This window comes from Synechococcus sp. UW179A (assembly GCF_900473965.1).
GTDB lineage: Bacteria > Cyanobacteriota > Cyanobacteriia > PCC-6307 > Cyanobiaceae > Synechococcus_C.
Genome location: NZ_UCNJ01000002.1, coordinates 185,393 through 207,919, shown reverse-complemented (window position 1 = coordinate 207,919; position 22,527 = coordinate 185,393). Strand labels below are relative to the sequence as shown.

Annotated in this window: 20 protein-coding genes; 8 read left to right on the top strand and 12 right to left on the bottom strand. The window is 53.4% G+C overall.

Features of this window, described 5'->3' with window-relative positions:
* Positions 1–30 precede the first annotated feature (30 nt).
* Positions 31–750 carry a hypothetical protein gene (locus DXY31_RS00990; RefSeq protein ID WP_137024841.1) on the top strand — a complete coding sequence of 240 codons (720 nt, stop codon included), beginning with the start codon at positions 31–33 and terminating at the stop codon, positions 748–750.
* A 435-nt stretch (positions 751–1,185) separates the two neighbouring features.
* Here the strand turns inward: DXY31_RS00990 and DXY31_RS00985 are convergent, their stop codons facing one another.
* The 6 genes from DXY31_RS00985 to DXY31_RS00965 all read right to left on the bottom strand — a co-directional run bounded on the left by DXY31_RS00985 (position 1,186) and on the right by DXY31_RS00965 (position 8,145).
* The gene (locus tag DXY31_RS00985; RefSeq protein ID WP_114990787.1) at positions 1,186–1,860 is read right to left on the bottom strand and encodes a DUF1028 domain-containing protein; all 675 of its coding nucleotides are present in this window, start codon (positions 1,858–1,860) and stop codon (positions 1,186–1,188) included.
* Entirely contained in the window at positions 1,857–3,146 is a 1,290-nt protein-coding gene (locus DXY31_RS00980) for a Zn-dependent hydrolase (RefSeq protein ID WP_371638950.1), read from the bottom strand. Before DXY31_RS00980 ends, DXY31_RS00985 begins: the two co-directional genes overlap by 4 nt.
* 95 nt (positions 3,147–3,241) lie before the next feature.
* Positions 3,242–5,266: an asparagine synthase (glutamine-hydrolyzing) gene (gene asnB, locus DXY31_RS00975; RefSeq protein ID WP_114990780.1), complete on the bottom strand. Its 2,025-nt coding sequence runs from the start codon at positions 5,264–5,266 to the stop codon at positions 3,242–3,244.
* Between the two features lie 9 nt (positions 5,267–5,275).
* A complete protein-coding gene (locus DXY31_RS00970; protein ID WP_371638916.1) occupies positions 5,276–6,367 on the bottom strand; it encodes an aspartate carbamoyltransferase in 1,092 nt (363 codons plus the stop codon).
* Between the two features lie 201 nt (positions 6,368–6,568).
* Positions 6,569–6,712: a hypothetical protein gene (locus DXY31_RS16615; protein WP_170953468.1), complete on the bottom strand. Its 144-nt coding sequence runs from the start codon at positions 6,710–6,712 to the stop codon at positions 6,569–6,571.
* A gap of 2 nt (positions 6,713–6,714) precedes the next feature.
* The gene (locus DXY31_RS00965; protein ID WP_114990773.1) at positions 6,715–8,145 is read right to left on the bottom strand and encodes a sodium:solute symporter family protein; all 1,431 of its coding nucleotides are present in this window, start codon (positions 8,143–8,145) and stop codon (positions 6,715–6,717) included.
* A 531-nt stretch (positions 8,146–8,676) separates the two neighbouring features.
* Here DXY31_RS00965 and DXY31_RS00960 point away from each other — a divergent pair.
* From DXY31_RS00960 to DXY31_RS00940, 4 genes are all read left to right on the top strand, one after another.
* Entirely contained in the window at positions 8,677–8,844 is a 168-nt protein-coding gene (locus tag DXY31_RS00960; protein ID WP_114990770.1) for a DUF4278 domain-containing protein, read from the top strand.
* 413 nt (positions 8,845–9,257) lie between these two features.
* Positions 9,258–10,733, top strand: a complete 1,476-nt coding sequence (locus tag DXY31_RS00950) for a circularly permuted type 2 ATP-grasp protein (RefSeq protein WP_114990762.1) — start codon at positions 9,258–9,260, stop codon at positions 10,731–10,733.
* On the top strand, positions 10,727–11,722 hold the full coding sequence (locus tag DXY31_RS00945) for an alpha-E domain-containing protein (protein WP_114990759.1): 996 nt from the start codon (positions 10,727–10,729) through the stop codon (positions 11,720–11,722). Before DXY31_RS00950 ends, DXY31_RS00945 begins: the two co-directional genes overlap by 7 nt.
* Positions 11,695–12,588, top strand: a complete 894-nt coding sequence (locus DXY31_RS00940) for a transglutaminase family protein (protein ID WP_114990755.1) — start codon at positions 11,695–11,697, stop codon at positions 12,586–12,588. Before DXY31_RS00945 ends, DXY31_RS00940 begins: the two co-directional genes overlap by 28 nt.
* Here DXY31_RS00940 and DXY31_RS00935 read toward each other — a convergent pair.
* The 3 genes from DXY31_RS00935 to DXY31_RS00925 form a co-directional block, all read right to left on the bottom strand.
* Positions 12,576–13,067 carry a redox protein gene (locus DXY31_RS00935; RefSeq protein WP_114990752.1) on the bottom strand — a complete coding sequence of 164 codons (492 nt, stop codon included), beginning with the start codon at positions 13,065–13,067 and terminating at the stop codon, positions 12,576–12,578. The genes DXY31_RS00940 and DXY31_RS00935 overlap by 13 nt on opposite strands.
* A 222-nt stretch (positions 13,068–13,289) precedes the next feature.
* Positions 13,290–13,442 carry a hypothetical protein gene (locus tag DXY31_RS17800; RefSeq protein ID WP_371638914.1) on the bottom strand — a complete coding sequence of 51 codons (153 nt, stop codon included), beginning with the start codon at positions 13,440–13,442 and terminating at the stop codon, positions 13,290–13,292.
* Between the two features lie 457 nt (positions 13,443–13,899).
* Positions 13,900–14,523: a hypothetical protein gene (locus DXY31_RS00925; RefSeq protein WP_114990749.1), complete on the bottom strand. Its 624-nt coding sequence runs from the start codon at positions 14,521–14,523 to the stop codon at positions 13,900–13,902.
* A gap of 623 nt (positions 14,524–15,146) precedes the next feature.
* Here DXY31_RS00925 and DXY31_RS00920 point away from each other — a divergent pair.
* Positions 15,147–16,082, top strand: coding sequence for a DUF5672 family protein (locus tag DXY31_RS00920; RefSeq protein WP_114990746.1), 936 nt, complete (start codon positions 15,147–15,149; stop codon positions 16,080–16,082).
* A gap of 218 nt (positions 16,083–16,300) precedes the next feature.
* Here DXY31_RS00920 and DXY31_RS00915 read toward each other — a convergent pair whose 3' ends face one another.
* The gene (locus DXY31_RS00915; protein WP_114990743.1) at positions 16,301–17,344 is read right to left on the bottom strand and encodes a GTP 3',8-cyclase MoaA; all 1,044 of its coding nucleotides are present in this window, start codon (positions 17,342–17,344) and stop codon (positions 16,301–16,303) included.
* The gene (locus DXY31_RS00910) at positions 17,341–17,925 is read right to left on the bottom strand and encodes a molybdenum cofactor guanylyltransferase (protein WP_114990740.1); all 585 of its coding nucleotides are present in this window, start codon (positions 17,923–17,925) and stop codon (positions 17,341–17,343) included. Before DXY31_RS00910 ends, DXY31_RS00915 begins: the two co-directional genes overlap by 4 nt.
* A gap of 256 nt (positions 17,926–18,181) precedes the next feature.
* On the opposite strand from DXY31_RS00910, the gene DXY31_RS00905 reads away from it, so the two are divergent.
* Both DXY31_RS00905 and DXY31_RS00900 read left to right on the top strand, forming a co-directional pair.
* A complete protein-coding gene (locus DXY31_RS00905; protein ID WP_114990736.1) occupies positions 18,182–19,750 on the top strand; it encodes an MFS transporter in 1,569 nt (522 codons plus the stop codon).
* An 80-nt stretch (positions 19,751–19,830) separates the two neighbouring features.
* Complete coding sequence (locus DXY31_RS00900; RefSeq protein ID WP_114990732.1) at positions 19,831–22,059, top strand: molybdopterin oxidoreductase family protein; 2,229 nt, start codon at positions 19,831–19,833, stop codon at positions 22,057–22,059.
* Here the strand turns inward: DXY31_RS00900 and DXY31_RS00895 are convergent.
* Positions 22,040–22,507 carry a nitrate reductase associated protein gene (locus DXY31_RS00895; protein ID WP_114990728.1) on the bottom strand — a complete coding sequence of 156 codons (468 nt, stop codon included), beginning with the start codon at positions 22,505–22,507 and terminating at the stop codon, positions 22,040–22,042. The genes DXY31_RS00900 and DXY31_RS00895 overlap by 20 nt on opposite strands.
* Between the last annotated feature and the right edge of the window lie 20 nt (positions 22,508–22,527).

Below are 22,527 nucleotides of genomic sequence, written 5' to 3'. Positions count from 1 at the left end.
AGAACAGCGTTATTTGCTTGAGTGCAACCAGTGGAGTCAACGCAATCATTGGTCGCCTTCGCTGACCACATCACAACCGTTCTCACGATCGAAGACCTGCGAGTGGTCAGCAAGGCACTGTTTGACATCGGGTTACCGGTGGGCTGGCCACTCTCTGAACAACCAGGTTTCTCCACCGCAGGCATCAGGCTCGGCAATCTGAACCTCGAACTCTGTGCTGTAGACCGCCAGCAGAATGCACTCGATGACTGGTTGACATTTGAGCCAACAAACCTCGACAGCCTTGAAAGCGAGCTTGTTGCACGTGGAATCGAGCATGATCCTTTTGACGCAGTTGTGATTCAAGGAAATCCGATTTACACACGCGTAGGACTACCAGGCCTAAGCGTTGGCAAAACGGCACTTCAGCTCTGTCACACCTTTTATCCCACGCGAACGAGTGGTCCAATTGCCCCAAAGAACAGTGCGGGCATTCAGGCAGTGACACAAGTCATTGTCGGGATGGATGATGCTCATAAACAGATAATGCGCAACCTATTAGTTCCGCAGCCATGGACTGAATCGATCGATTTCCTAGAAGGGCCAAGTCTTGCTGTGTCATCGGCGCAGCATCTGGAGATCAAAAGTCTTGAGGTTCGAGTTGATAATACCTGCACTGCAGTCAAGACCTTGACTGCGGCAGGGATGTCTCGCGTTAATGAACACATGGTTCAAATTGGTTCACTGAAGCTTGCCTTGAGAGACTCATAACTGGCAGATCTTCTCCTACAAAGAGCTAACGGTTTCATGCCAATTCAACAAGCTAATAACTCAATCTCCGAACAAAATACGTCATCAATTCACCTTTGTTGCGCGGCTTGATGTCTTTGAGCAGAAAACCAACACCTGTAGCGTCAAGCCTCGCAACAACCACAACGCCATACCTCCTCAACACATCCATCGATAATATGAGTAATGCATTGGGCAGTCCCTATTGCGGAAATAGGCCAACAGTTGGCTCACCAATCACTCAGATCGAGACCACAAATAAACAGTAGATAACTAATTAATGATGACTTGAATCAACCAATAGAAAGCTAAATTTAAAAAAGCAAATAGGCGGATGGTTCTGGTTTCTTTGAATTCCAGACAAGCAGATTTCGTGAACTACAACATCCATCATCACAAAAGCTTAGTAACAGTCGGTCAGGCCGCAAGTTGATCAAGCTTGGGCAGGTCGGAGAAACCATCACGCCACTCTTGAGCCCAAAGATCCTGACTCCTCTCATAGATTTCCATCAATTCTGCAACTGCCCCCTCACGAAAATCAACTCTCAAATCAAGTAACGGGAAAGAGGCCTCGCCGCTCACCTGCAGCGCCGCAGAGGTTGATGTTATCGACCGGAAATCACCACCCGCTGCTTCACCAGCCTGCAGAGCATGCATCATTCGCCGTCCAAGCTTCCACTCGGAATTACTGGTCACAAAGGCATGTTCGATTGCATCCAACACCTCATCGCCGATTAGGCAATTCCCAGCGATCGAGAGATTGTGTTGATGACGATGACCTGACCAGGCCTGGCAACAGCGTCCGGTCCATGCAGCCGTGCGGCCATCGGAATCAATGAGATGAAATTGACGATAATCATGATATGGATCATCTTGGAGCAGACTTTCCAGCACCACATCAGCCTGGGCATTTGCTTGGAGCCTTTCGAGACCGCGAATGCCGAGATAAGGATTGGTATGCGCTTGAGAAGCCACTGCACCTACTTCGGATCGAAGATGAGGAACTGTCGATCCGACTGCGAGATGGCAACTCGCAACAGCTATAGCGAATCGACCATTGCAGGGATCACGGGCAACAATCGAGAAGGTCATGGCAAGGCCCGGTCAAGGCGTTGCAATGTCTCAAGAAGCACAGCCGTGCCAGCCCAGCATTGATCATCGGTGGTGAATTCAGCAGCCGAATGACTCAATCCACCTCGACTGGGAACAAAAATCATGCCCATCGGCCAACGTCGACCCATCTCCTGAGCATCGTGACTGGCACGGCTTGGCATATAACTTCGGGAGAGGCCAAGAGATGAGGCAGCGTCATCGATTGCAGCCATCACTAGAGCAGAAGCCGGAGTCGGCGCCACCTCAAACTGAGGCTCTAAACGAATCTCACAATCCGTCTGAAGTGCAATTCGTTCAAGGCTCTGTGTCAAAGAGTCCAACAACTGGTCAAGAACCTGGGGGTCAAGGTCTCGAAGATCCACCGTCATGGTGACGGCACCCGGAACAACATTGGCTGCGTTCGGCCAAACCTCGAGCCGGCCAACAGTGGCCACAGGATCGCCGGGATGGCATTGGGCCATCTGCTCAATGGCCAAAATAATCCGAGATGCAGCTGCGAGCGCATCTTGACGCATGCTCATTGGAGTGGTTCCAGCATGGTTGGCCTGGCCGATCACACGAATCGTGAACCTGCGCTGACCCACCACTCCCTCGACGACGCCGATGTCATCAGCGCGTTGTTCAAGAACAGCGCCTTGCTCCACATGAAGTTCAAGAAATGCCGCAATCGCAGAATCTGGCCGACAGGCAGAAGGCAAGTCAGTCCAGTTTCCACCGATGCATTCAAGGTTTTTTTGAATCGACTCACCATTGCTAGTGATAAAAGCAGAGGGATCAGGCGATGCACTGCCGGCCATTCCCTTGCAACCAACCATGGTTGATTCTTCATCCGCGAAGGCCACAAGCTCGAGGGGATGGCGCAGTCGGATGCCTTCATCAAGGAGAGCATGCACGGCTTCAAGCCCAGCCAGTACGCCAAGAACTCCATCAAATCGCCCGCCAGTGGGCACAGTATCGAGATGGGAACCTGTAACTAAAGCGGGCAAGGCGGGGTCTAATCCTTCCAAGCGTCCGATCAAATTGCCTGCCGCATCAACTCGGACCTGCAAACCAAGGTCACCCATCCAGCTCATCAACTGATTGCGACCGATCACGTCAGCTTGACTAAATCCACGTCGACAAACAGACCCATCGGGCTGCATGCCAATGGCTGCCATTTGATTCAAAAAACGGATCAACCGCTCTTGATTGGGACGGACGGCTGAAGTTCGCGCTGCTTGCTGTGAAGGGAAACGATGATTTCGTGCGTAGAGCAGCTGCGGCAATGTCTGGATCCTTACGTTCAAAAGGAGCATGAGTATGCCCTGGTTGAACGTAAAAACCTGTCGTCATTGCGACGGTTTAATGCTGATCAAAGAATTTAGACCGGCATCAGGACACTCCAACCCAGTCGGTCGGCTTCCTGACGAGCCAGTTCTGGAATATCAGTTGCGACAAACAAGCGATGCAGCATCTGCACACCAAGCAGATGATTGATCACTGCATCCATCTGCACCCGCTCCGCATCACTGGTAGCAGGGTCCTCATGCCGATCAAACAACGCCTGAACACCCTCCTGACTCAGCAAACCGGCAGCATCAATCGCCTTAGGACTGAGATAGTCCTCTGCCAGAGACTTCATCTCCTTCCATTTCTCAGAGTCGACATGGGCGGGAGGTGCCATAAAAGCAAACTTCTCACGGGTGTATAAAACTTCAGGGAGCAAACCAGACATCGCTTCCCGCAACACATATTTCTCGGTTTTTCCCTTAATCCTCAACTCCGGCGGAACTTGAACTGCAGTGGCGGCTAGGTGATGATCAAGGAATGCAGGCCGTGCCTCCATCGAATTCGCCATATCAACCCGATCACCACCCCAGGTCAGGATCTGACCCTCAAGCATCGTTTTAATCCAAACGTATTGAGCCTTATCAAGTGCATGGCGTCCTTCCAGCTGGTTTGAATCCAACTGTGCTGCAATTGCCTTGCCAGGGCTGTAACCAGTAAGTGCCGCGCGATGCTCGGGGGCTAACAGGTCCGGAACCAGTGGAGCACAAGCAAGCCATGGCTGAAGACAACTGGGTGTAAACCCAACAACAGCCTCTAGATCTGGATCATCCACCTGATCCGCCGACAACATCGCCCCCTGAACAAGAGCATTGGACTGCTGAAGCAGAGACTCCCAAAGCCCACGCTCCTCCTCCGGGAGATCATCAAGACCATGGAGGAACATGTCGCGACGGAAAGCGGGATATCCACCAAAAAGCTCGTCCGAGCCTTCCCCAGTCATCACAACTTTGTAGTCAACATTGTTGACATGACGACTCATCAAATATTTCGCAACAGCCAAGGTGTTGTAGATGGTTCGCTCGGTATGCCACAACGTCTTTTCCATATGACCGTAAAGCTCTCGACCTGACAATCTCAGAAGATCCTGTTCAGCTCCTGTGGCTTCTGCCATCTCTTTGGCAATGGGTGATTCGTCGTAACGAGCATCATCAAACCCAATGGTAAAAGCCTTAACAGGAGACTGGCTTACAGCCGATGCGAGACCAAGAATCGAGCAACTATCAATCCCACCGGAGAGATAACAACCGACTGGAACATCAGCGACCATTCGCATCTCCACCGCCTCAAGTAACGCCGCGCGAACAGCTGCGATGTGATCGCTCTCTGTGAGACTGCGATCCCGCTCATCCTTACGAGGGAAATTGACATCCCAATAGGGCCATTCCGAGACATCTAAATGTTCTCCGGAGCGCTGGACCTTAAGGACGTAGCCGGGTTTGACCTGATGCACACCGGCGAATGCGGTGGTCCCGGGGACCATGGTCTGCATCAATTGATGAAACAAGCCCTCAGAAGTAAAGCGGCGCTCAACAGCAGGATGGGCAAAGAGCACCTTGAGCTCGGAACCAAAGACAAATCCCTCTGATGTCAACGTCCAGTACTGAGGTTTAACACCAAAACGATCCCTTACGAGATAAAGACAATCCTGTTCACGATCAAACAAAGCAAAGGCAAATTCGCCTCTCAGCAATGGCAGGGTGCGTTCAAGACCCTGCATCTGATACATCCGCAGCAAAATCTCCGAATCGCTCTTAGTGCTGAAGTGAACTCCCTGAGCAGTGAGATCAGCACGGATGCGCTGAAAGTCATAGAACTCGCCGTTGTGAGCCATCAGCACCTGGCCATCAGACGTGAGGAATGGCTGGCGGGCCCGCGATTCATTCAGATCAATGATCGAGAGGCGAGCATGGCAAAAACCAACCCCCATCTCATCAAGGCACTCGACTCCATATCCATCAGGACCACGATGGGCCTGAATAGCTGCCATGTTGACGAGCAGTTGTCGATCAACTGACTGATGCCTTCTGGCATTGAAAACGCCACCGATTCCGCACATAAGATTGATTCAGACGACGTCCATAACCCGTTCAGCCCGATTGACCATGCAGGTCAGTAGGGCCATTCGCAGGAACACTGCTCCACGAGCCTGGCTGAAATACCAGTTGTGAGCGGTGTCATCGAGGCTCGTACACAATTCAGGACCACGAGCGAGGGGGTGGAGCACAATCGCTTCAGGCTTGTAGGGCATGTCTCGAGTAAGACGGAAACCCTTTCCGTGCACCTCATAGGTGTCACCCACCCATGAAATTGCATTGATATAAATCACATCAAGCTCTGGAATCTCCCTATGTAAGTCAGTGCTGACGCGAACATTGAGTCCTGCCGTCACCAACTCTTCAAGTTGATCAGGGTCGAAGACAGAAGTACTTGAATCGAGATCAGCAGCATGGATGACCACCACCTCCTCAACTGCTTCAGGAAATTTGGCCAGGATCCGCAGAAGTGAGCGCACAGTGCGCATCCTTGATGGCAAACCAATAATGCCAATACGAATGCGATCCGAGGCAGGCACTGAAGGCTTGGCAAGAGAAGGACGCCATTTAAAAATGGTGTACAGGTCAGCCATGGCCTGCGTTGGATGCTCATCAATGCCATTGCCTGCGTTGATGATTGGAATACGCAGGGTTGAGCTCATCGCATAGACCGCATGCGGGTTGCCATCTCTCAGCACGACACAATCGCCGTAATTGTTGAACATATGCGCAACATCCTCCAAGGATTCACCCTTGGCGATGCCTGTGGTGCTGCGGTCGGTGATGTTGATCGAATCACCACCAAGACGATGCCATGCGCTATCGAAGGACAAACGTGTCCGCGTGCTTGGCTCGTAGAAAGCATTGATCAAGATCTTTCCCGTCAGCGGGGTGTTGTGCCGGCAATAACGATCTGGATTGCTCTCGTACTTGGCAGCAAGTCGAAAAAGCTGAAGCAGCGTTTTCGAGCGAAAAGCTTGAATCGAGACAACATGCTGATTCACCAGGTCCAGCAGTGGTTCACCATCTTCGGCGATGGCAGCAAGGAGTTCCTGAGGGTGGGTTCTGCCGAAAACATCCGGACCCAACGGCTTGAACCGAATCGGATCCTTCAGCTCATCCAAGAGTGCAAGAGGGTTATGCGTCATTGCAGAAAAGCATTCACACGCTGTTTGCCAATCAGCGCGCGTCGTAAGGCTGCCAATCCTCTATCGGTAACCAATCCAACATTTCTCCGTCCACACCTAAACGAACTTCTTAACCAGAAAACCCGATAAAAAGTTCGACTCAATACAAAAACATCGGTTTTTGTTCGTTGTAAACACTTACCAGAGCCGGCCACCTCTCCACTCCACCAACCAGATCAACAAGAGCACGATCACGGACAGGACCAAAGCAACCTGGCTACCAAGCAAAACAATGCTGAACCAAGTGGCATCGATCAACACAGCCAAGAGGTTGGAAACCATGGTCATGCTTCCTCCTCGAGCAGTGCGAAATCAAACCGTTCCGAGCAGTAGCGACTGCCGATCACCATGACCAAAGCTGAAAGCGCTGCCGAAAACACTGCCGCGCAGTAAGGAGCGATCAGGTTGTAAGCAAGCAATCCGACGATGCTGCCCGAGAGCATGGCTGCAATGGCCGCATTCGCATTCGCAGAACGCCAATACAAACCACAGGCCACAGGCCACACCGTCGACGCCACCAATGACCCAGTGAAAAAAAGAACCGATGCCAGCGAATCAAGCCGTGGCCATGACAACAGAAGCGTGACCAGCGCTAAGCCAACGACCATCAACTTGGCCGCATGCTTCAACTGAACATCGGTGGCCTGAGGTCTCAACAGCCGAAAATAGACATCCTCGGCCAGTAGATCCGCCGTGGAAGCCAGCAGTGAGTCGAGGGTGGAGGTCAGCGAAGCAAAGACCACCACAAACACCAGAGCAGCTCCACCAGCCCCTAGCAAATCAGCCGCCATTACAGGAAAAACCATGTTGACCTGTTCCAGCGGTAGCTCACGAGCCAAAGCCACCAAGCCAATGGAGCCGGTCACCAACGGAACACTCATCCAAGCCAACCCACCCAACAGAAAAGAGTTCATCACCACACTGCGACGACTCGCGAAGACTCGGGACCACCAAATGTTGTTGTGAAACACCTCACCCATCGAAAACAACGCAGAATTCCAGGCAATCAACAAACCCGCGGGCAGGAGCAAATTGAGGCGATCCGGGTGATACTCCATCAATTGGCTGTGCACCTCAGGCATGGGAAAAAGTCGAAAAGCGAGTACGGCAACGACAGCAAGCAGCACCATGATCAGCAACGATTGAATGAAATCGGTGCCAATCACTGCGCGCATTCCTCCGAAGAGTGTGTACATCGTGGCCACCCCAATCACCACGAACATTCCAATGTGGTAATCAAACCCCGAGAGGGCCTGGAGTAGCAGACCAGCTCCCATCGCCTGAGTCATCAGGAAACCAAAGGTGTAAATCGCGGTGATCAACATGAACACCCACCACGCCATCCGGCCATATCGCAAACGGATGAAATCACCGCTAGTCCGTCCATTAGGCATCAGCTGCTTAATTCGCAGCGCCAGAGGTGCAAATAGGATCAGTCCGAGGCCAGCAAGGGCGTAGCTGAACATGCCCCAGAGACCAGTGCGATAGCCGAATTCCGGCGCCAACAGTGTTGTGTTACCGGTCACCCAGGACGCCATCAGGGTGGCCGTGCTCAAGGCCAAGCCGATGTTGCGGCCAGCCAACATGTACTCGTCAGCATCACCTTTACCGCGACGACCCCAAGCGATGCCAAGCGCGATCCAAAGCACCGAGAAGATCACAACCAAACCCCATGCAAAGCCTGGTGCGAGGAATGGAGTGGAATTGAGAGTCATGCGCGCTTCCCTTTATTGCGCCAGTGAAGATGTCCTTGAAGGATCATCACAACAGTGGCGGCCGTGACCACTGCACCCAGCGCAAAGATCAGCCTCGCCCAAAGCAACTCATTCATTGATGATGTCGTTCTCTGCTCATGACCAGATAAGCAAAGAGCCCAGAGGCCTGCTCACCAAGCGGCCAAGTGGTTGGAGCTTGGTCATCCACACATGACCAGCATTTGACCAATCGCCAATGAACATCTGACGATCACCAGCTGCCATCACTGAAACCTGAACAGCTTGAGCACAACGTGCAGGGGACGGTCGACGAAGCTCTAGAAAATCAAATCAGCAGCCGGCACTCGATTTCATCGACAACAAAATCCAAAACTTTTCTGAACTGGTAACACGCCGAACACCCTCAGAAAGTCGACAGCCATAAGCTGAATCAGTAGCCGTTGCTACACAACGTTCACCTCTCCTAATGGAAAGGCGCAGGACGACTCAGGCCATGGAACGGGGACCTGAGCTTGCTTCGGGGAACTGATCATGAGCACGCTTCTCTATCGCGGCCACACCTACGCTCAACATAAAGATTGTGTAAAAAAACCAGCCCTTCAACTCACCTATCGGCGGCAGACTTATCAGACACGTCAAGCAGAAGCTCGTCCGATGGTGGTCCAGCTGAAATACCGGGGAGTGGCTTACAGCCACTGAGCCAATCGACTCGCAATCGACTCTTTTCATTCAATCAAAGAGTAATAGCTGAGTGCTTCAGGCTCTGTTTCTGCTTGGAACACAGCTGAGGTGGCTCAACGGGAGACCGAACAAGGCTTGCAACTGATCCCTTTCAAGCCCCAGGAAGTTCTCCTGCTGCAAGCACAAACAGAAGGCAACTATTCAGCATCCTCTTTCAGGATCATCAGCTGTCTTTTTGTTCCAACAGCTGAAAACTCTTTGTCAGCTCTCGGTGATCTACTGATCAAGTCCAAATCAGCGAATTGAGTACCGAGCACTACACAAATTTTGCGATCTTTGGAGATCAGATCACCCTCAACAAGAATCCGTAGCAACAGTCACAAGAAGTGGCTAAAGCGAGCTCTTGGATGAAGTAAACCTGCCTTTAAGGAATGTTCACCGACTACAGACCATCGGTCGGCTACGACGAATATTTCTGCAGTGGTACAGCAAGTCCCCGCAAGAATCTGGCCCCCCTGCTGAGTTCATTGGGACAGATCGGACTGCCGGAACTGAAACGCAACCATGCCTCTGCAAGCAACTTGCTGCGCCGGCTTGGGGCCACATTTCGCCTCAATGACTCTGGCCAGGAGGGAAGCGAACGGATTCTTCCATTCGATCCCCTGCCTCGGCTGATTGCCCTTAGCGAGTGGAAAGCCCTGGAGCAGGGACTGCTCCAGAGACTGGAGGCAATCGACTGCTTCCTCGCCGACGTCTATGGGTCACAGCTGATCATTCGTGACGGCGTCATCGACCGCGAGGACGTGGAGAGTTCATCAGGCTGGCTCCCACAGATGCAAGGGATTGAACTTCCGTTCAATCGTTGGTGCCACATCTCAGGCCTAGACCTGATTCGCGATGGCAACGGCCACTGGCGTGTACTGGAAGACAACTTGCGCTGTCCGTCAGGCGTTGCCTATTTCCTAGAAAACAGACGGGTCATGAAACGCCTTTTCCCCAGCCTGTTCGAGGGGCGCACCGTCAAGCCCATTGAGGATTACCCGTCCCACCTGTTTCGAACCCTTCAGGACCTGGCTCCCTGGAGCGATTCACCACAGGTTGTGATCCTCACTCCTGGGGTTTTGAACAGTGCTTACTTCGAGCACAGCTACCTGGCCCAGCAGATGGGAATCCCATTGGTGGAAGGACGGGATCTGATCTGCGAGGACAACAGTGTTTGGATGCGCAGCACAAACGGTCGCACACGGGTCGATGTGATCTATCGCCGCATCGACGACGACTTCCTCGATCCAAGCGTTTTTCGTAGGGACTCCATGCTGGGAGTCTCCGGCCTCATGGATGTGCTGCGTCAGGGCAGGGTCTCCATCGCCAATGCACCTGGAACAGGGGTTGCCGATGACAAGCTCATCTATGCCCATGTGCCGGCAATGATTCGCTACTACCTCGGTGAGGAGCCAATCATCGAGAACGTCCACACCTATCTGTGCGCGCGCCCAGAGGATCGCCAGTTCGTCCTCGACAACCTTGAACAACTAGTGGTGAAATCTGTTGCTGAAGCAGGGGGCTACGGGATGCTGATCGGGCCGCAGGCAAGCCGCTCAGAATTGGCCGACTTCGATTCGAAGATCAGGGAGAATCCACGCAACTTCATCGCCCAGCCAACGCTTCAACTCTCCACCGTGCCATCGCTCAGCGAAGGTGAACTTTACCCATGTCATGTGGATCTTCGCCCTTACGTGCTGCGTGGGAAAAGCAATTGGGTTAGTCCAGGTGGACTCACCCGTGTTGCTCTAAAGCGAGGTTCTCTGGTGGTGAATTCCTCCCAAGGTGGCGGCTGCAAGGACACCTGGATTCTGGATGAGCAGCTGGTCACAACCGAGCAGAAAAAGGAGGCCGTGCTGTGCTGAGCCGGGTTGCCGACTCGCTTTACTGGATCAATCGCTATCTCGAACGAGCCGAGAACATCTCGCGCTTTCTCGAGGTCAGCGAATCGATGGCTCTCGACTGCCCTCCAGGCAGCGCCGAACCGTGGCTGCCTTTGGTGGATGCCACCGGCGACCGCCGCAGCTTCGACAAGACTTATCCATCTGGATCATCCAAGGATGTCATCCACTTCCTGCTCCTGGATCAAGACAACCGCAACAGCATTGTGAGCTGCATCGCCATGGCTCGCGAGAACGCTCGGCAAATCCGCGACGTCATTACCACGGAGATGTGGGAGCAGATCAATGACCTTCACTGGAGCCTGCTGAAGGGCGAAACCATCTGGGAAGAACCACCGCAGGAACAATTGAGGATCATCCGACGCGGCTGCCAAATCTTTTATGGCATCACTGATGCCACGCTGAGCCGCGATCTGAGCTGGTTGTTCAGCCAGCTGGGACGACTCATGGAACGAGCGGACAAAACCTCTCGGATCCTCGATGTGAAGTACTTCCTGCTGTTGCCCATGCCCGAAGAAATCGGAGGGGTGCTCGACGAGCTGCAGTGGATCACGCTGCTACGCACCGCCGGGGCTTATCAGATGTATCGACAAAGCATGCAGAAGGGAATCACACCAATATCCGTCGCCCAATTCTTGCTGCTCGATCCAATCTTTCCGCGATCGGTTCGGTTCTGCCTGCAAGGCATCAGCGACACGTTGCAACAGATCCAAGCCCAACCGGTCGCGAGGCAACCGGATGACCTGGATTGTTTGCGTGGTCAACTGCTTGCCCGCTGGAGCTATGTCCGAATCGACTCCCTCATCGAAGGTGGTCTTCACGAAGCGATCGATCAACTGCAGCAGGACCTCAATCGGCTCCACTGCCTCATCGAGGAGCGCTATTTCATGAGCGCTGACTTTCCTCGCACATCATCTGAATCGGCATGCGCGCTTTCATCATTCACCGCCTGAGCTATCGCTACGAGGCGCCGGTCAACCTCGGCGATCACCGACTCTGCCTAAAGCCCCGAGGACAAGGTTTCCAGACACTGCTGGACCATGAACTCATCGTTTTGCCCGAGCCACATTTGCAACGAGAGGTGCTCACTGCCAGTGGCGATGAGGTCCAGCGACTCCACTTTGCCGGCAGCACCAACCAATTGTGTTTCGAAGCCCGAAGTCGTGTAGAGACCCGCCCGGCGCCATCGCTGGAACTCTGCTTTAACGACCTCGAGCCACCGTTGCCCTTTCCACGTGGCCAACTGAATGTTGACCTACTGGGAGCACTCGAGGGTTGGCTGCCCAATGGACAGCATGAACCCTCTGCCATCGACCTAACTCAAGAGGCATTGATGGGTAGCAACCAGCAGATGCTGGCTTTTCTCAACCATTTGCTGGAGCTGATTCAGGAGCGAGTCATGTATACACAACGGCATGTTGGTCCCGCATGGACGGCAGGCCGCACCCTGCGGGAACGCATCGGCTCCTGCCGCGATCTGGCGATGTTGATGGTGGCCTGCTGTCGCGTTGCAGGACTGCCGGCTCGCTTCGTGAGCGGTTATCAGCTTCAGCAACCGGCACCGGAACAGTACGACCTGCATGCCTGGGCGGAGGTCTACCTTCCCGGAGCAGGATGGAGGGGATTCGACCCAAGCGCCGGTCACGAAGTCAATGAGCGCTATGTGGTGTTGGCCACATCGTCGAAACCGGAGCTCACAGCAGCGGTGAGTGGAACATTCAGTGGTCCACCTAATACCGGTAATGAACTCAGTTGGACGATCAATATCGAGGAAGAAAACAGCGAAACAGCTTCACAGTCCTTGGTTCAGGCCGCTTGAGGCAAGGGCATCACCCCATGCAACTGGGGTTTCGGCGCCGAAGTCGTCGTTGCGTCCATCAGCGAAGGGATCCGTGCGCTGTTGTACACACGGAATTCCTGCAGGAGAGACACTCCAGGCTTGCGAACAGCCTGGTTTAACACCACCGAGCCATCTGGATCAGAGATGGATCGGTGAAATGTCCTCGGAGGAATGCGCAGGATGTCACCACCACTATCAAGCCGGACGATGTGAAAGGGCTGGTCCCAGGCAAGATTGACCAGATAAAAAGTTCGTCCGCCACTGGCGGCCAACAGATTGTCTTCCTGATTGGGATGCATGTAAAACTGCCAGGCCCCCGTCTCCGGGTCATCCGGAGGACTCACGGCAGGACCGGAGTGAACGACCAGGTCACGCGCATTAGACGTCTCGACCGTCACGTCAAAAAAACGCACGGAAGGCGTATCGCGAAACCTCTCGAAAGACAACAGTTCAAACATCACCAATGGGCCGGATCAAAGCCCGAACTCTGCACTCTTTTACCGAGCTTTCTTTGCTGAAACGGTGGCATCGATAACGTTTCAGCCACCCAGGTGAGCCATCTCAGCATGAGCTGTGGTCCCGGAAGCAGTCCGACCCTCTTCGCTGTACTGGTCGAGCCTCCCTTGCCAAAGGGTGCAAGATCGCTTGCTCCAGGTCATCGTCACTGGTCAGAGCCGGTTTCAGGTCTGTTCCACGGGAGCCAACAGACAAGTGAAGGCTTGACCATCAGCAGTGATGCGCAGTCGGTTGCAGTCTCCGCAAAACGGCTCACTGAGTGAGGCGATCACACCAATGCCGCGGCGCCAACATCGCCAAAGGAATCCAATGATCATCATTGACGTCCCGAAGGATCACCGCATGGAGCTTCAGGAAGCTAAGTGGAGGGTCAAATGCGGCAGGACGCGTGACTCAAAACCCGCCAGCACTTTGCAATACAGCTCGCCGCATGAATAGATCCCAAAGAGATGTGCAGCCTTCTGGAAGCAATGCCATATGGACCTCCACTGATAGGCACCACATCAACACCGGTCAAAGAAGTGATTGAAGAAGGCAAAGATAGTTTGCCTGTCAATTTCTTAGGGCCTTAAAATTGAACAACACCTACAGCAGAAATGGTAGAAAGCAAGAACTATCTGATAACCGAAAAAGGGAGACAGCAATGAAGAAATACAGACTTTTACAATGACTCAACAAACAGCTGCAACTGAGTAAACCAGTGAGATCCGGCGGCTGACTCCAGAGACATTAGCCAGACAATTAAAGAGATGAATGCTGACATTCACAACTGCGTTATGAGGGAATTGATAGAAGTCCATACTTACAAAGCCAACTAAGCGTCAGCAAAACGTGTTCACTGCGCGATGGGAGAAACAGATTCTTCAATTCACGAACAGAACAACAGGGCTTACGATGCAGGTGTGATCTCAGGAGCATCAGCTCTTGCTGATTTAAACGAAAACCAGGGTAAACGCTGTTGAGATTCACATCCTGAAGCTGATCCCAAACGAATAACCACTGATCGGGTTCAACACTACATTGAACAAAATCATCATCACCCCAAAGAAACAAGCCTACCGGTAAAAAATGCAGATTCTTAGATGTCTCGGATACTGCTTTTTTAAGTGCAAGAAACGTGCTCTGAGGAAATGTCTTTTCAAAAAAGGACAGTCTTCCTACCCACAAAACCACAATATCGTCGAACTCAATCTGTATTTTTGCTGTGAGCGCAGAAGCAAAATCTGCCGACACATCAGAAGAGACTTCGAGCAGGTCGACTGCCAAAGGAATCAGTGGCAACTGAGGGCGTTGAACGCAACGACCTCCAAAACGTTCAAAAGCGTATTCTTCATAGGCATCAAAAAGACGCCGAACATTATCCTGCACCACGATGATATGCAGATCAAGGCATCCCATACCTGAACAGGCGAAAACAACGAATGACCAACGCGCTCGCGTATCTGAGCTGATGCAACCGTATGAATCAACCCGGCAAGACTCAATTCGTAATCTAAACATTGAGATCGTCTCAACCAGTCAAGCTCACTGAGATAGGGTTGACCAAGAAGCAAAATTCCCGACGATCTAAGTGCTTCGGTCTCACTTCCTGGCACTGAACGAATATCAGTACTCTCGAGATCAAGAGCATGAAATCCTCGCGAAGATCATCTGAAAAAACATTAATCTGGTTAAAGATATAAACTCTGTCGAAATTTCCCCAACGCACCAAAGCTCTTTATAAGGCTGCGTTAGCGATATCCTTACCAAATGGATTATTGACATCCACCAATCGCCCAGGATAATGGAAAATGGCTATACGACTCAACTGCAAAGGACCAATTGAACACTTGCAAAGAACTATGCTTGACAAGTGCTAGATCGGCCACAATGCGAGATCTTGAAACATTTTTAAATCGAGAAACCCAGGCAATCACTACTCCCTGAGATGTGATCGAGTCAGAGAATCAGCGCACGAAAAGAATATCTTTTCGATACAGGCTAAACTTGATTAATAGTCCACGTTAGCTCGAAGATTCACCATGCCCTCACGCTTAAAAAGTCTAGAACTATACCGCGTAAATGCTTTCCAAGCTCACTGCCAAATCATCCAGATGCAGTTTCTCGAGCCTTGGGTTCGATCAATACAAAACAAACCGACCGAAGATATAAATATGCTTGCGGAGAGTTGGTCCAAAGAGAACATTGTAGCAATCATCATTGATGATCGAGCGACATCCCAATTAAGAGCCTCCGTTCTCAATACTTTGTTGATGGGGATGGGACGATGGCAAGTGTCTGTTTACACGACTTCCCAGGCACTGGATGCCATGAGGACCTTATTCAAGGATCTCGAACCATTCGTGAAAATCAATTGCCTTGAGCAAACTGATTCTGAATTTGGCTGGAACGGATACAATCAACTTTTGAAAGACGCCAATTTCTGGCAAAGCCTCGATCACGATAAAATTCTTATCTTTCAAACCGACACTTTACTCATCAAGCCAGTTGATTTTGAGTATTTTAAATACGACTATGTAGGATCTCCTTGGGCTAAAAACCGCTATGACTCGCATTCATTTCCAAGATATTCAAACACATTTAATCGAATTGAAGCAACTATAGAATCTCGCATCTATTGCAATTCCGTACCTGACGGACTAATCAACGGCAATGGTGGATTAAGCATCAGGAATCCAAAGCTTATGGCTGAGATATGCATCAAACACTCCAACGAATCCCCTTCGGATGAAGCTGAGGACATCTTTTTTGCACAGCACATTAACTCCCATAGTCGTGCTATTGCTCCACCGGAGATTGTGGAAAGCTTTTGTTGCGAAACGGAGTATCGGGGCACATGCGGAGCCCATGCAGCATGGCGATACATCGATGCAAGGGACTGCGCTGCTCTTTATGAAGAGCATTGCAAACACGTCATGGCACTAGTCGAAGCATCGACAACCAGGACACAGAATTAAAAAACAAATCAATTGATGACGTCGCTGGCCAACAATCGCAGCACGATCACATCACTCTCCAGCTCAACCATGATAAAAAGTGAATGACTCACCATGCTCGATGACTTTCTCAGCTTCGGCGGGGTTAGTGAGACCATCATCAATGGGCCGGATCCAAGCCCGAACTCTGCACTCTTTGGTCGAGCTTTCTCTGCTGAAACGGTGGCTTCGACAGCGGTTCAGCCACCCAGATAAGCCATCTCTGCGTGAGCTGCGCTCCCGGAGGCGGACCGTCCCTCTTCGCTGTACTGGTCGAGCCTCTGCTGCCAGAGAGAGCAGATCGCTCGCTGCAGCTCGTCGTCACTGGTCAGGGCCGGTTTCAGATCTGTTCCACGGGATGCAAACAAACATGTGAAAGCTTGCCCATCAGCGGTGATGCGCAGTCGGTTGCAGTCTCCGCAAAACGGCTCACTGATTGAGGCAATCACACCAATGGCTGCGACGTTATCGCGATAACGCCAGCGCAGGGCGGTGCCACCAGGGGAGCGCCCGAGAGACGACAACGGCCAATGGCGGCTGATGCGCTCAATCATCACGGCGGCAGGCAGAACCTGCTCCATGGCCCAGCCGTTGCGATTACCCACATCCATGTATTCGATCAAGCGCAGCTCCAGCCCTTGCTGACGCGCCAACATCGCCAAAGGAATCAACTGATCGTCGTTGACGCCCCGCTGGATCACAGCATTGAGCTTCAGGGCCCCAGAAGCAGGGTCAAATCCGGCAGAACGAGCTGCCTCAAGACCCGCCAACACCTGCTGAATCAGACGGGCTCCGGCAAGTTCCCCCCCGCTCAAACCAGCCATACGCGCCACCACTGCGGCCTCGACCGCATCGAGACTGATGGTGATCCGTTCGAGGCCAGCAGAGCGAAGTGCACGCGCCCGTTGCTCCGTCAGCAACACACCGTTGCTGGTGAGTGCAACCTGCCGCAAACCTTGCAAAGGGTCTCCAGGAGTGGCACGCCCCAAGGCCACCTGCTCAAGCAGGGGAAGCAACCGATCACTCAGCAACGGTTCCCCTCCAGTGAGCCGAAGGGTGTGAGCTCCCAGCCTGGAAGCAACCCTGATCAGGCGCAATTGCTGCTCAAGACTGAGCAAGCCCGGGGGATCCACAGCATCAGGGCAGCAATAGGGACAAGCCAGATTGCAGCGGGCCGTGAGCGACATCCGCAGCACCCCAAGCGTTCGAGCCCGCTGGTCAATTGGGGGGAATGCGGTAATCATCCGGTCAACGCTGACAGATCAAGGGGCCGATTGACATTGACCAGCTGATCAGGAGGAAGTTTCACCGTGTCATAAGGAATGCGCTCAAGCCAGCCACACCAACGGCCCTTCCCCTCCGTCAGCTCATCATCAAGCGCCTTGCGAAACAAGACACCGCACGGATAAATCCCAAAGAGGTGCTGGAGCCTGGAGCCGTCATCCGCAACAAGCGCCCTGGCTTGCCGCTGTCTCCAGCGAAGGATCAGTTGCTGCAATGCATCCAGACGTAGGCCTGGCATATCCACAGGCAGTGTGAGCAACGCTTCATCATCACGATCATGCAGAACACAACTCAAAGCCCAGAGGGGACCTGCAGGCTGCCAGGGCTCCCCTTGAACAGTCACTCCCTTACAAGTGCTGAGCAGCGCGTGATGCGTGCCATGACCTGTCATCACACAGACCTCAAGACCCGCTGAGCGCACCAGCCGCACTTGAGCCTCCAGCCAGCTCGATCCATCTGGATGGGTCAGCAGGGCCTTGTCGGCACCCATGCGACGACTGGCACCACCGGCAAGAACAACGCCCAGAAGACGACGAGTCATAGGACCGAAGATCTTGAGCCTTGGTAACACCTCAAGCCAACGACATTGCAGTTACAACGACTACTAAAAAGACTTGGGTCACCCACGAACTCGATTGGCATTGAGACCTCAACGCTGCAATTTTGTAGCCAATGCAACGATTCATGTAGCCGCCAAATGGTGCAATTATCTGGCGGTCTGCATGAGCGCCGCATTTTGAAATCCTGAGTGCCTTCGTTTCGACACCGGGGTTTGATTCTCCACACCAACAAACCCCATGCTTGGCGAACTCTGGTCATTCCAGGGGAGATATCGAACACTCCATCTCACCTGGTTTGCATTCTTTTTAACTTTTGTCGTTTGGTTCAACCTGGCGCCTCTGGCCACAACAGTGAAAGCGGATCTTGGCCTGACCGTTGGCCAGATCCGTACAGTTGCAATCTGCAACGTTGCTCTCACCATCCCAGCCCGTGTGCTGATAGGCATGTTGCTGGATAAATTTGGTCCTCGACTCACCTATTCCACCCTTCTGGTTTTCTCGGTGATTCCCTGCCTGATGTTTGCATCAGCACAGGATTTCAATCAACTAGTGGTGTCCCGTCTGCTGCTCTCAATCGTAGGCGCCGGCTTCGTGATCGGCATCCGCATGGTGGCCGAATGGTTCCCTCCCAAAGAGATTGGTCTGGCAGAGGGTATTTACGGCGGCTGGGGCAACTTCGGCTCCGCCTTCTCGGCACTGAGCCTTGTTGCACTGGCTGGGTTTCTCTCCTTCTCCGGGGGATTTGAGCTGCCGACTGGCGCCACCCTGAACTGGCGAGGAGCGATTGCTTTAACAGGAATTATCTCCGCCGTTTACGGAGTGATCTACTTCTTCAACGTCAGCGACACCCCGCCAGGCAAGGAGTATCAACGTCCTGAGAGGACTGCAGGCCTTGAAGTTACTTCAATGAGGGATTTCTGGGGGCTGCTCGGCATGAATGTTCCCTTCGCCGCAATCCTCTGTGTTCTTTGCTGGAGACTTCAGAAAGTTGGATTCTTGAACGCTGGAACTTATCCACTGGCCCTGCTTGCTGTACTCATCTGGTTCATCTTCCAAACCTGGGGAATCATCCGAACCAACCGTGAATTGATCATGGGAACCAAGGTGTATCCGAAAGAGGATCGTTATGAGTTCCGCCAGGTCGCCATTCTCGAACTCACCTACATCGTGAACTTCGGTTCCGAACTGGCTGTGGTTTCCATGCTTCCTACTTTCTTTGAAACCACATTCGACCTACCGAAGGCAACAGCGGGAATCTTGGCCTCTTGTTTCGCCTTCGTGAATCTGGTCGCTCGTCCCGCCGGTGGTCTGATCTCCGACAAGCTCGGCAGCCGAAAAAACACCATGGGCTTCCTCACGGCAGGACTGGGCATCGGCTATCTGGTGATGAGCCTGATCAAACCTGGCACTTTCAGTGGTTCCACAGGCATCTTCATTGCTGTGGTGATCACCATGCTTGCTTCCTTCTTCGTTCAATCCGGGGAAGGCGCAACATTTGCCCTCGTACCGCTAGTGAAGCGTCGCGTCACGGGTCAGGTGGCAGGCCTGGTTGGTGCCTACGGCAACGTCGGCGCCGTGACTTACCTCACCATCTTCAGCCTGCTGCCGCTTTGGATGGGTGGAGGGAAAGATCCTTCCCCTGAGGTGATTGCAGCCTCCAACAGCACCTTTTTCCAGATTCTGGGAATCGCAGGACTGATCGTGGCTTTCTTCTGCTTCTTTTTCCTCAAGGAACCCAAAGGATCCTTCGCTGAGTTGCATGAAGGTGAAAGTCCCTCCCAATCCTCACCTGCGATGGCTCGCTGAACCATCAGCACTCTCGACTGAGATCACGGATCCCTGGTGCTGTCTGCATCGGGGATCTTTCATTCCATCGAACTCCCTTGATGACCAGTCCCTGCATGAGCATTCAAAGTCAATGCCCGTACTGCGGCGTGGGTTGCGGTCTGGAACTGATGCCACCGGGAGAGGCCGGAAAATCCGTAAAACGGGATAGCGAAGGTAACCCGATGTGGACCGCGCGTGGCAACAAGCATCATCCATCGAACCTGGGACAGGTCTGCATCAAAGGGGCCACCGTGGGAGAGACCCTGGCTAAGGGAAGGCTCACTCAGCCCCTCTACCGGCCGACATTCAATGATGATTTCCAACCGATCAGCTGGGACAGTGCCTTTGACCTACTAGCAGGGCGGATTCGCAGCACCCTCAGTGGCAAAGGTGCCGATGCCATCGCCATGTACGGCTCCGGCCAGTTCCATACCGAGGACTACTACATGGCCCAGAAGTTTTTAAAAGGAGCTCTGGGCACCAACAATTTTGATGCCAATTCACGCCTCTGCATGAGTTCAGCCGTTGCCGGGTATACCCGCAGCCTTGGCTCGGACGGTCCTCCCTGTTGCTACGAGGATCTCGATCACTGTTCCATGGCATTCCTGATCGGCACGAACACCGCCGAATGCCATCCCGTGCTGTTCCAGCGCCTGCTCAAACGCAAAAAACGTGATCCCAAGAGCCTCAGCATCGTTGTGGTGGACCCTCGTTGCACAGACACGGCCAAGGTTGCCGACCATCATCTAGCGATTGCCCCTGGCACCGATCTCGCCCTACTCCACGGGCTGGCTCGACTCGTGATTGAAGACAACGGCTTCGACAGCGATTTCATCGATGCCGCCACAGAAGGATTCTCGGCCTACGCCAAAACCATCAATACCTGGACAGCTGAGGAGACCGCCAAACTCTGCGGGATCACGGAACAGCAACTTCGAGAAGTTGGCAGGCTCTGGAGCCGAAAAGAAGGGATCCTCAGCCTCTGGTCCATGGGCGTGAACCAGCGCAGGGAAGGCACGGCCGTGGTGAGTGGATTGATCAACCTGCATTTGCTCACCGGTGAAATCGGTAAACCCGGTGCTGGGCCCTTTTCACTGACAGGCCAGCCCAATGCCATGGGCGGCCGCGAAGCGGGAGGCCTGGCCCACCTACTTCCTGGCTACAGGCTGGTGACCAACCAGGACCATCGCACTGAAGTGGAGCAGGCCTGGGGATTTGCATCGGGATCAATCGCTGCGAAACCAGGGCTGAGCGCCTGGCAGCAAGTGGAAGCGATGGAGCGGGGTGAGCTGGATCTCTGGTGGGTCGCTGCCACGAACCCCCTTGTGAGCATGCCTGATCTAGAGCGGGTGAAAGCAGCTATGGAACGCTGCCCTCTCGTGGTGGTGAGCGAAGCCTACGCCGACACAGAAACGTCTCACTACGCGCATCTCCTGCTGCCTGCATCGCAGTGGAGCGAGAAATCAGGCGCAATGACCAATTCAGAGCGTCGCGTGACGCTCTGTCCAGCATTTCGACCCCGCCATGGCGACAGCCGACCCGACTGGGAGGTCTTCGCAGAGCTAGGACGTCGCCTAGGTTTCGTCGATCAGTTCAGTTATGACACATCAGCGGAGGTGTATGCAGAATTTGCCGCTCTCACCAAGAGTCGTGTCTGTGACGTGTCAGGCCTGAGCCACGAACTACTGGAGGCCCATGGTCCCCAGCAATGGCCATTCCCCCTCGGCCACGATCCGACACAATCAGCCAAACGGCTGTACGTCGGCAAGCGATTCCCAACAGCCAGCGGTCGCGCCCGATTTCAGGCGGATGCGCCTCTGGGACTGGCGGAACCACCCTGTGAGATCTACCCGTTGGTGCTCACCGTTGGTCGCTATCTCGGACAGTGGCACACGATGACGCGCACTGGAAAAGTGAAGCGACTTAATAGTATGCATCCGGAACCCCTCCTGGAAATTCATCCCAGCGATGCCGAGCAATTCGCCATCGAGGATCGGGGAGTGGCAGCGATCACCTCCAGGCGAGGCACGCTCACAGCACGGGTCAGCGTGACTGATCGGATCCGCAGGGGATCAGTCTTCCTGCCGATGCATTGGGGCTTCACGCAATCCGAAGCCTGCGAGGCCAACACGCTGATGCACGATCAGGCCTGCCCGATCTCCAAACAACCTGAACTCAAGGCAACGGCAGTGGCTATTGCCCCTGCCGTCTCGGTAATGCAACCGCTCGAACAACAAAGCGGACGACTGGAGAGGCTGCGCAGGATGCTCATCCCAGCACTTCGCTGAACGCAGCTTCAAGGTTGTGATGATCATGGCCCGGGCGAGCCAGCTTGCAGAGGGCGAAGCGATCCAGCTCCCGCAACCTCATCCAGGCCTCGAACGTCAGGTCGATGCCACGCAGTCGAGCTGCATCCAGAAGCTGATCCGGAGGCCGAGCCGGCAGTTGCCAGGGCTCCTCCACTGCAGGAGGCAAATCTTTGACCATGCCATCAGCCATCGCAGCGGTGCAGACACGCAGGTGCTCGCGCATCTGAGCCAACTGCTCGGGTGAATCGCCCCATTCGACCAAGCCTTGACGCTGCTCATGACTCATCGCCAACCAGTGACTGAGCTTGAGCTTGATGCCTGCCAAATCAAGTTTGCGGCGAACACATAACGGGATACATCGCCAGGAGCCGATGAAGTCCTGCTCGAAGGCAAAACAGTGCCGCGACTGATCCAGCTGCGGATGCATTGGTAGTAACAACAACGCTT

Excerpts from the sequence above, each read along its gene's own strand:
- DXY31_RS00940 (WP_114990755.1), top strand. The coding sequence starts at position 11,695 with ATGCGCGCTTTCATCATTCACCGCCTGAGCTATCGCTACGAGGCGCCG.
- DXY31_RS00910 (WP_114990740.1), bottom strand. The coding sequence starts at position 17,925 with ATGACTCGTCGTCTTCTGGGCGTTGTTCTTGCCGGTGGTGCCAGTCGT.
- DXY31_RS00950 (WP_114990762.1), top strand. The coding sequence starts at position 9,258 with ATGTTCACCGACTACAGACCATCGGTCGGCTACGACGAATATTTCTGC.
- DXY31_RS16615 (WP_170953468.1), bottom strand. The coding sequence starts at position 6,712 with ATGGTTTCCAACCTCTTGGCTGTGTTGATCGATGCCACTTGGTTCAGC.
- DXY31_RS00965 (WP_114990773.1), bottom strand. The coding sequence starts at position 8,145 with ATGACTCTCAATTCCACTCCATTCCTCGCACCAGGCTTTGCATGGGGT.
- DXY31_RS00960 (WP_114990770.1), top strand. The coding sequence starts at position 8,677 with ATGAGCACGCTTCTCTATCGCGGCCACACCTACGCTCAACATAAAGAT.
- DXY31_RS00920 (WP_114990746.1), top strand. The coding sequence starts at position 15,147 with ATGCCCTCACGCTTAAAAAGTCTAGAACTATACCGCGTAAATGCTTTC.
- DXY31_RS17800 (WP_371638914.1), bottom strand. The coding sequence starts at position 13,442 with ATGATCATTGGATTCCTTTGGCGATGTTGGCGCCGCGGCATTGGTGTG.
- asnB (WP_114990780.1), bottom strand. The coding sequence starts at position 5,266 with ATGTGCGGAATCGGTGGCGTTTTCAATGCCAGAAGGCATCAGTCAGTT.
- DXY31_RS00895 (WP_114990728.1), bottom strand. The coding sequence starts at position 22,507 with ATGCATCCGCAGCTGGATCAGTCGCGGCACTGTTTTGCCTTCGAGCAG.
- DXY31_RS00985 (WP_114990787.1), bottom strand. The coding sequence starts at position 1,860 with ATGACCTTCTCGATTGTTGCCCGTGATCCCTGCAATGGTCGATTCGCT.
- DXY31_RS00935 (WP_114990752.1), bottom strand. The coding sequence starts at position 13,067 with ATGTTTGAACTGTTGTCTTTCGAGAGGTTTCGCGATACGCCTTCCGTG.
- DXY31_RS00925 (WP_114990749.1), bottom strand. The coding sequence starts at position 14,523 with ATGGGATGCCTTGATCTGCATATCATCGTGGTGCAGGATAATGTTCGG.
- DXY31_RS00900 (WP_114990732.1), top strand. The coding sequence starts at position 19,831 with ATGACCAGTCCCTGCATGAGCATTCAAAGTCAATGCCCGTACTGCGGC.
- DXY31_RS00915 (WP_114990743.1), bottom strand. The coding sequence starts at position 17,344 with ATGATTACCGCATTCCCCCCAATTGACCAGCGGGCTCGAACGCTTGGG.
- DXY31_RS00905 (WP_114990736.1), top strand. The coding sequence starts at position 18,182 with ATGCTTGGCGAACTCTGGTCATTCCAGGGGAGATATCGAACACTCCAT.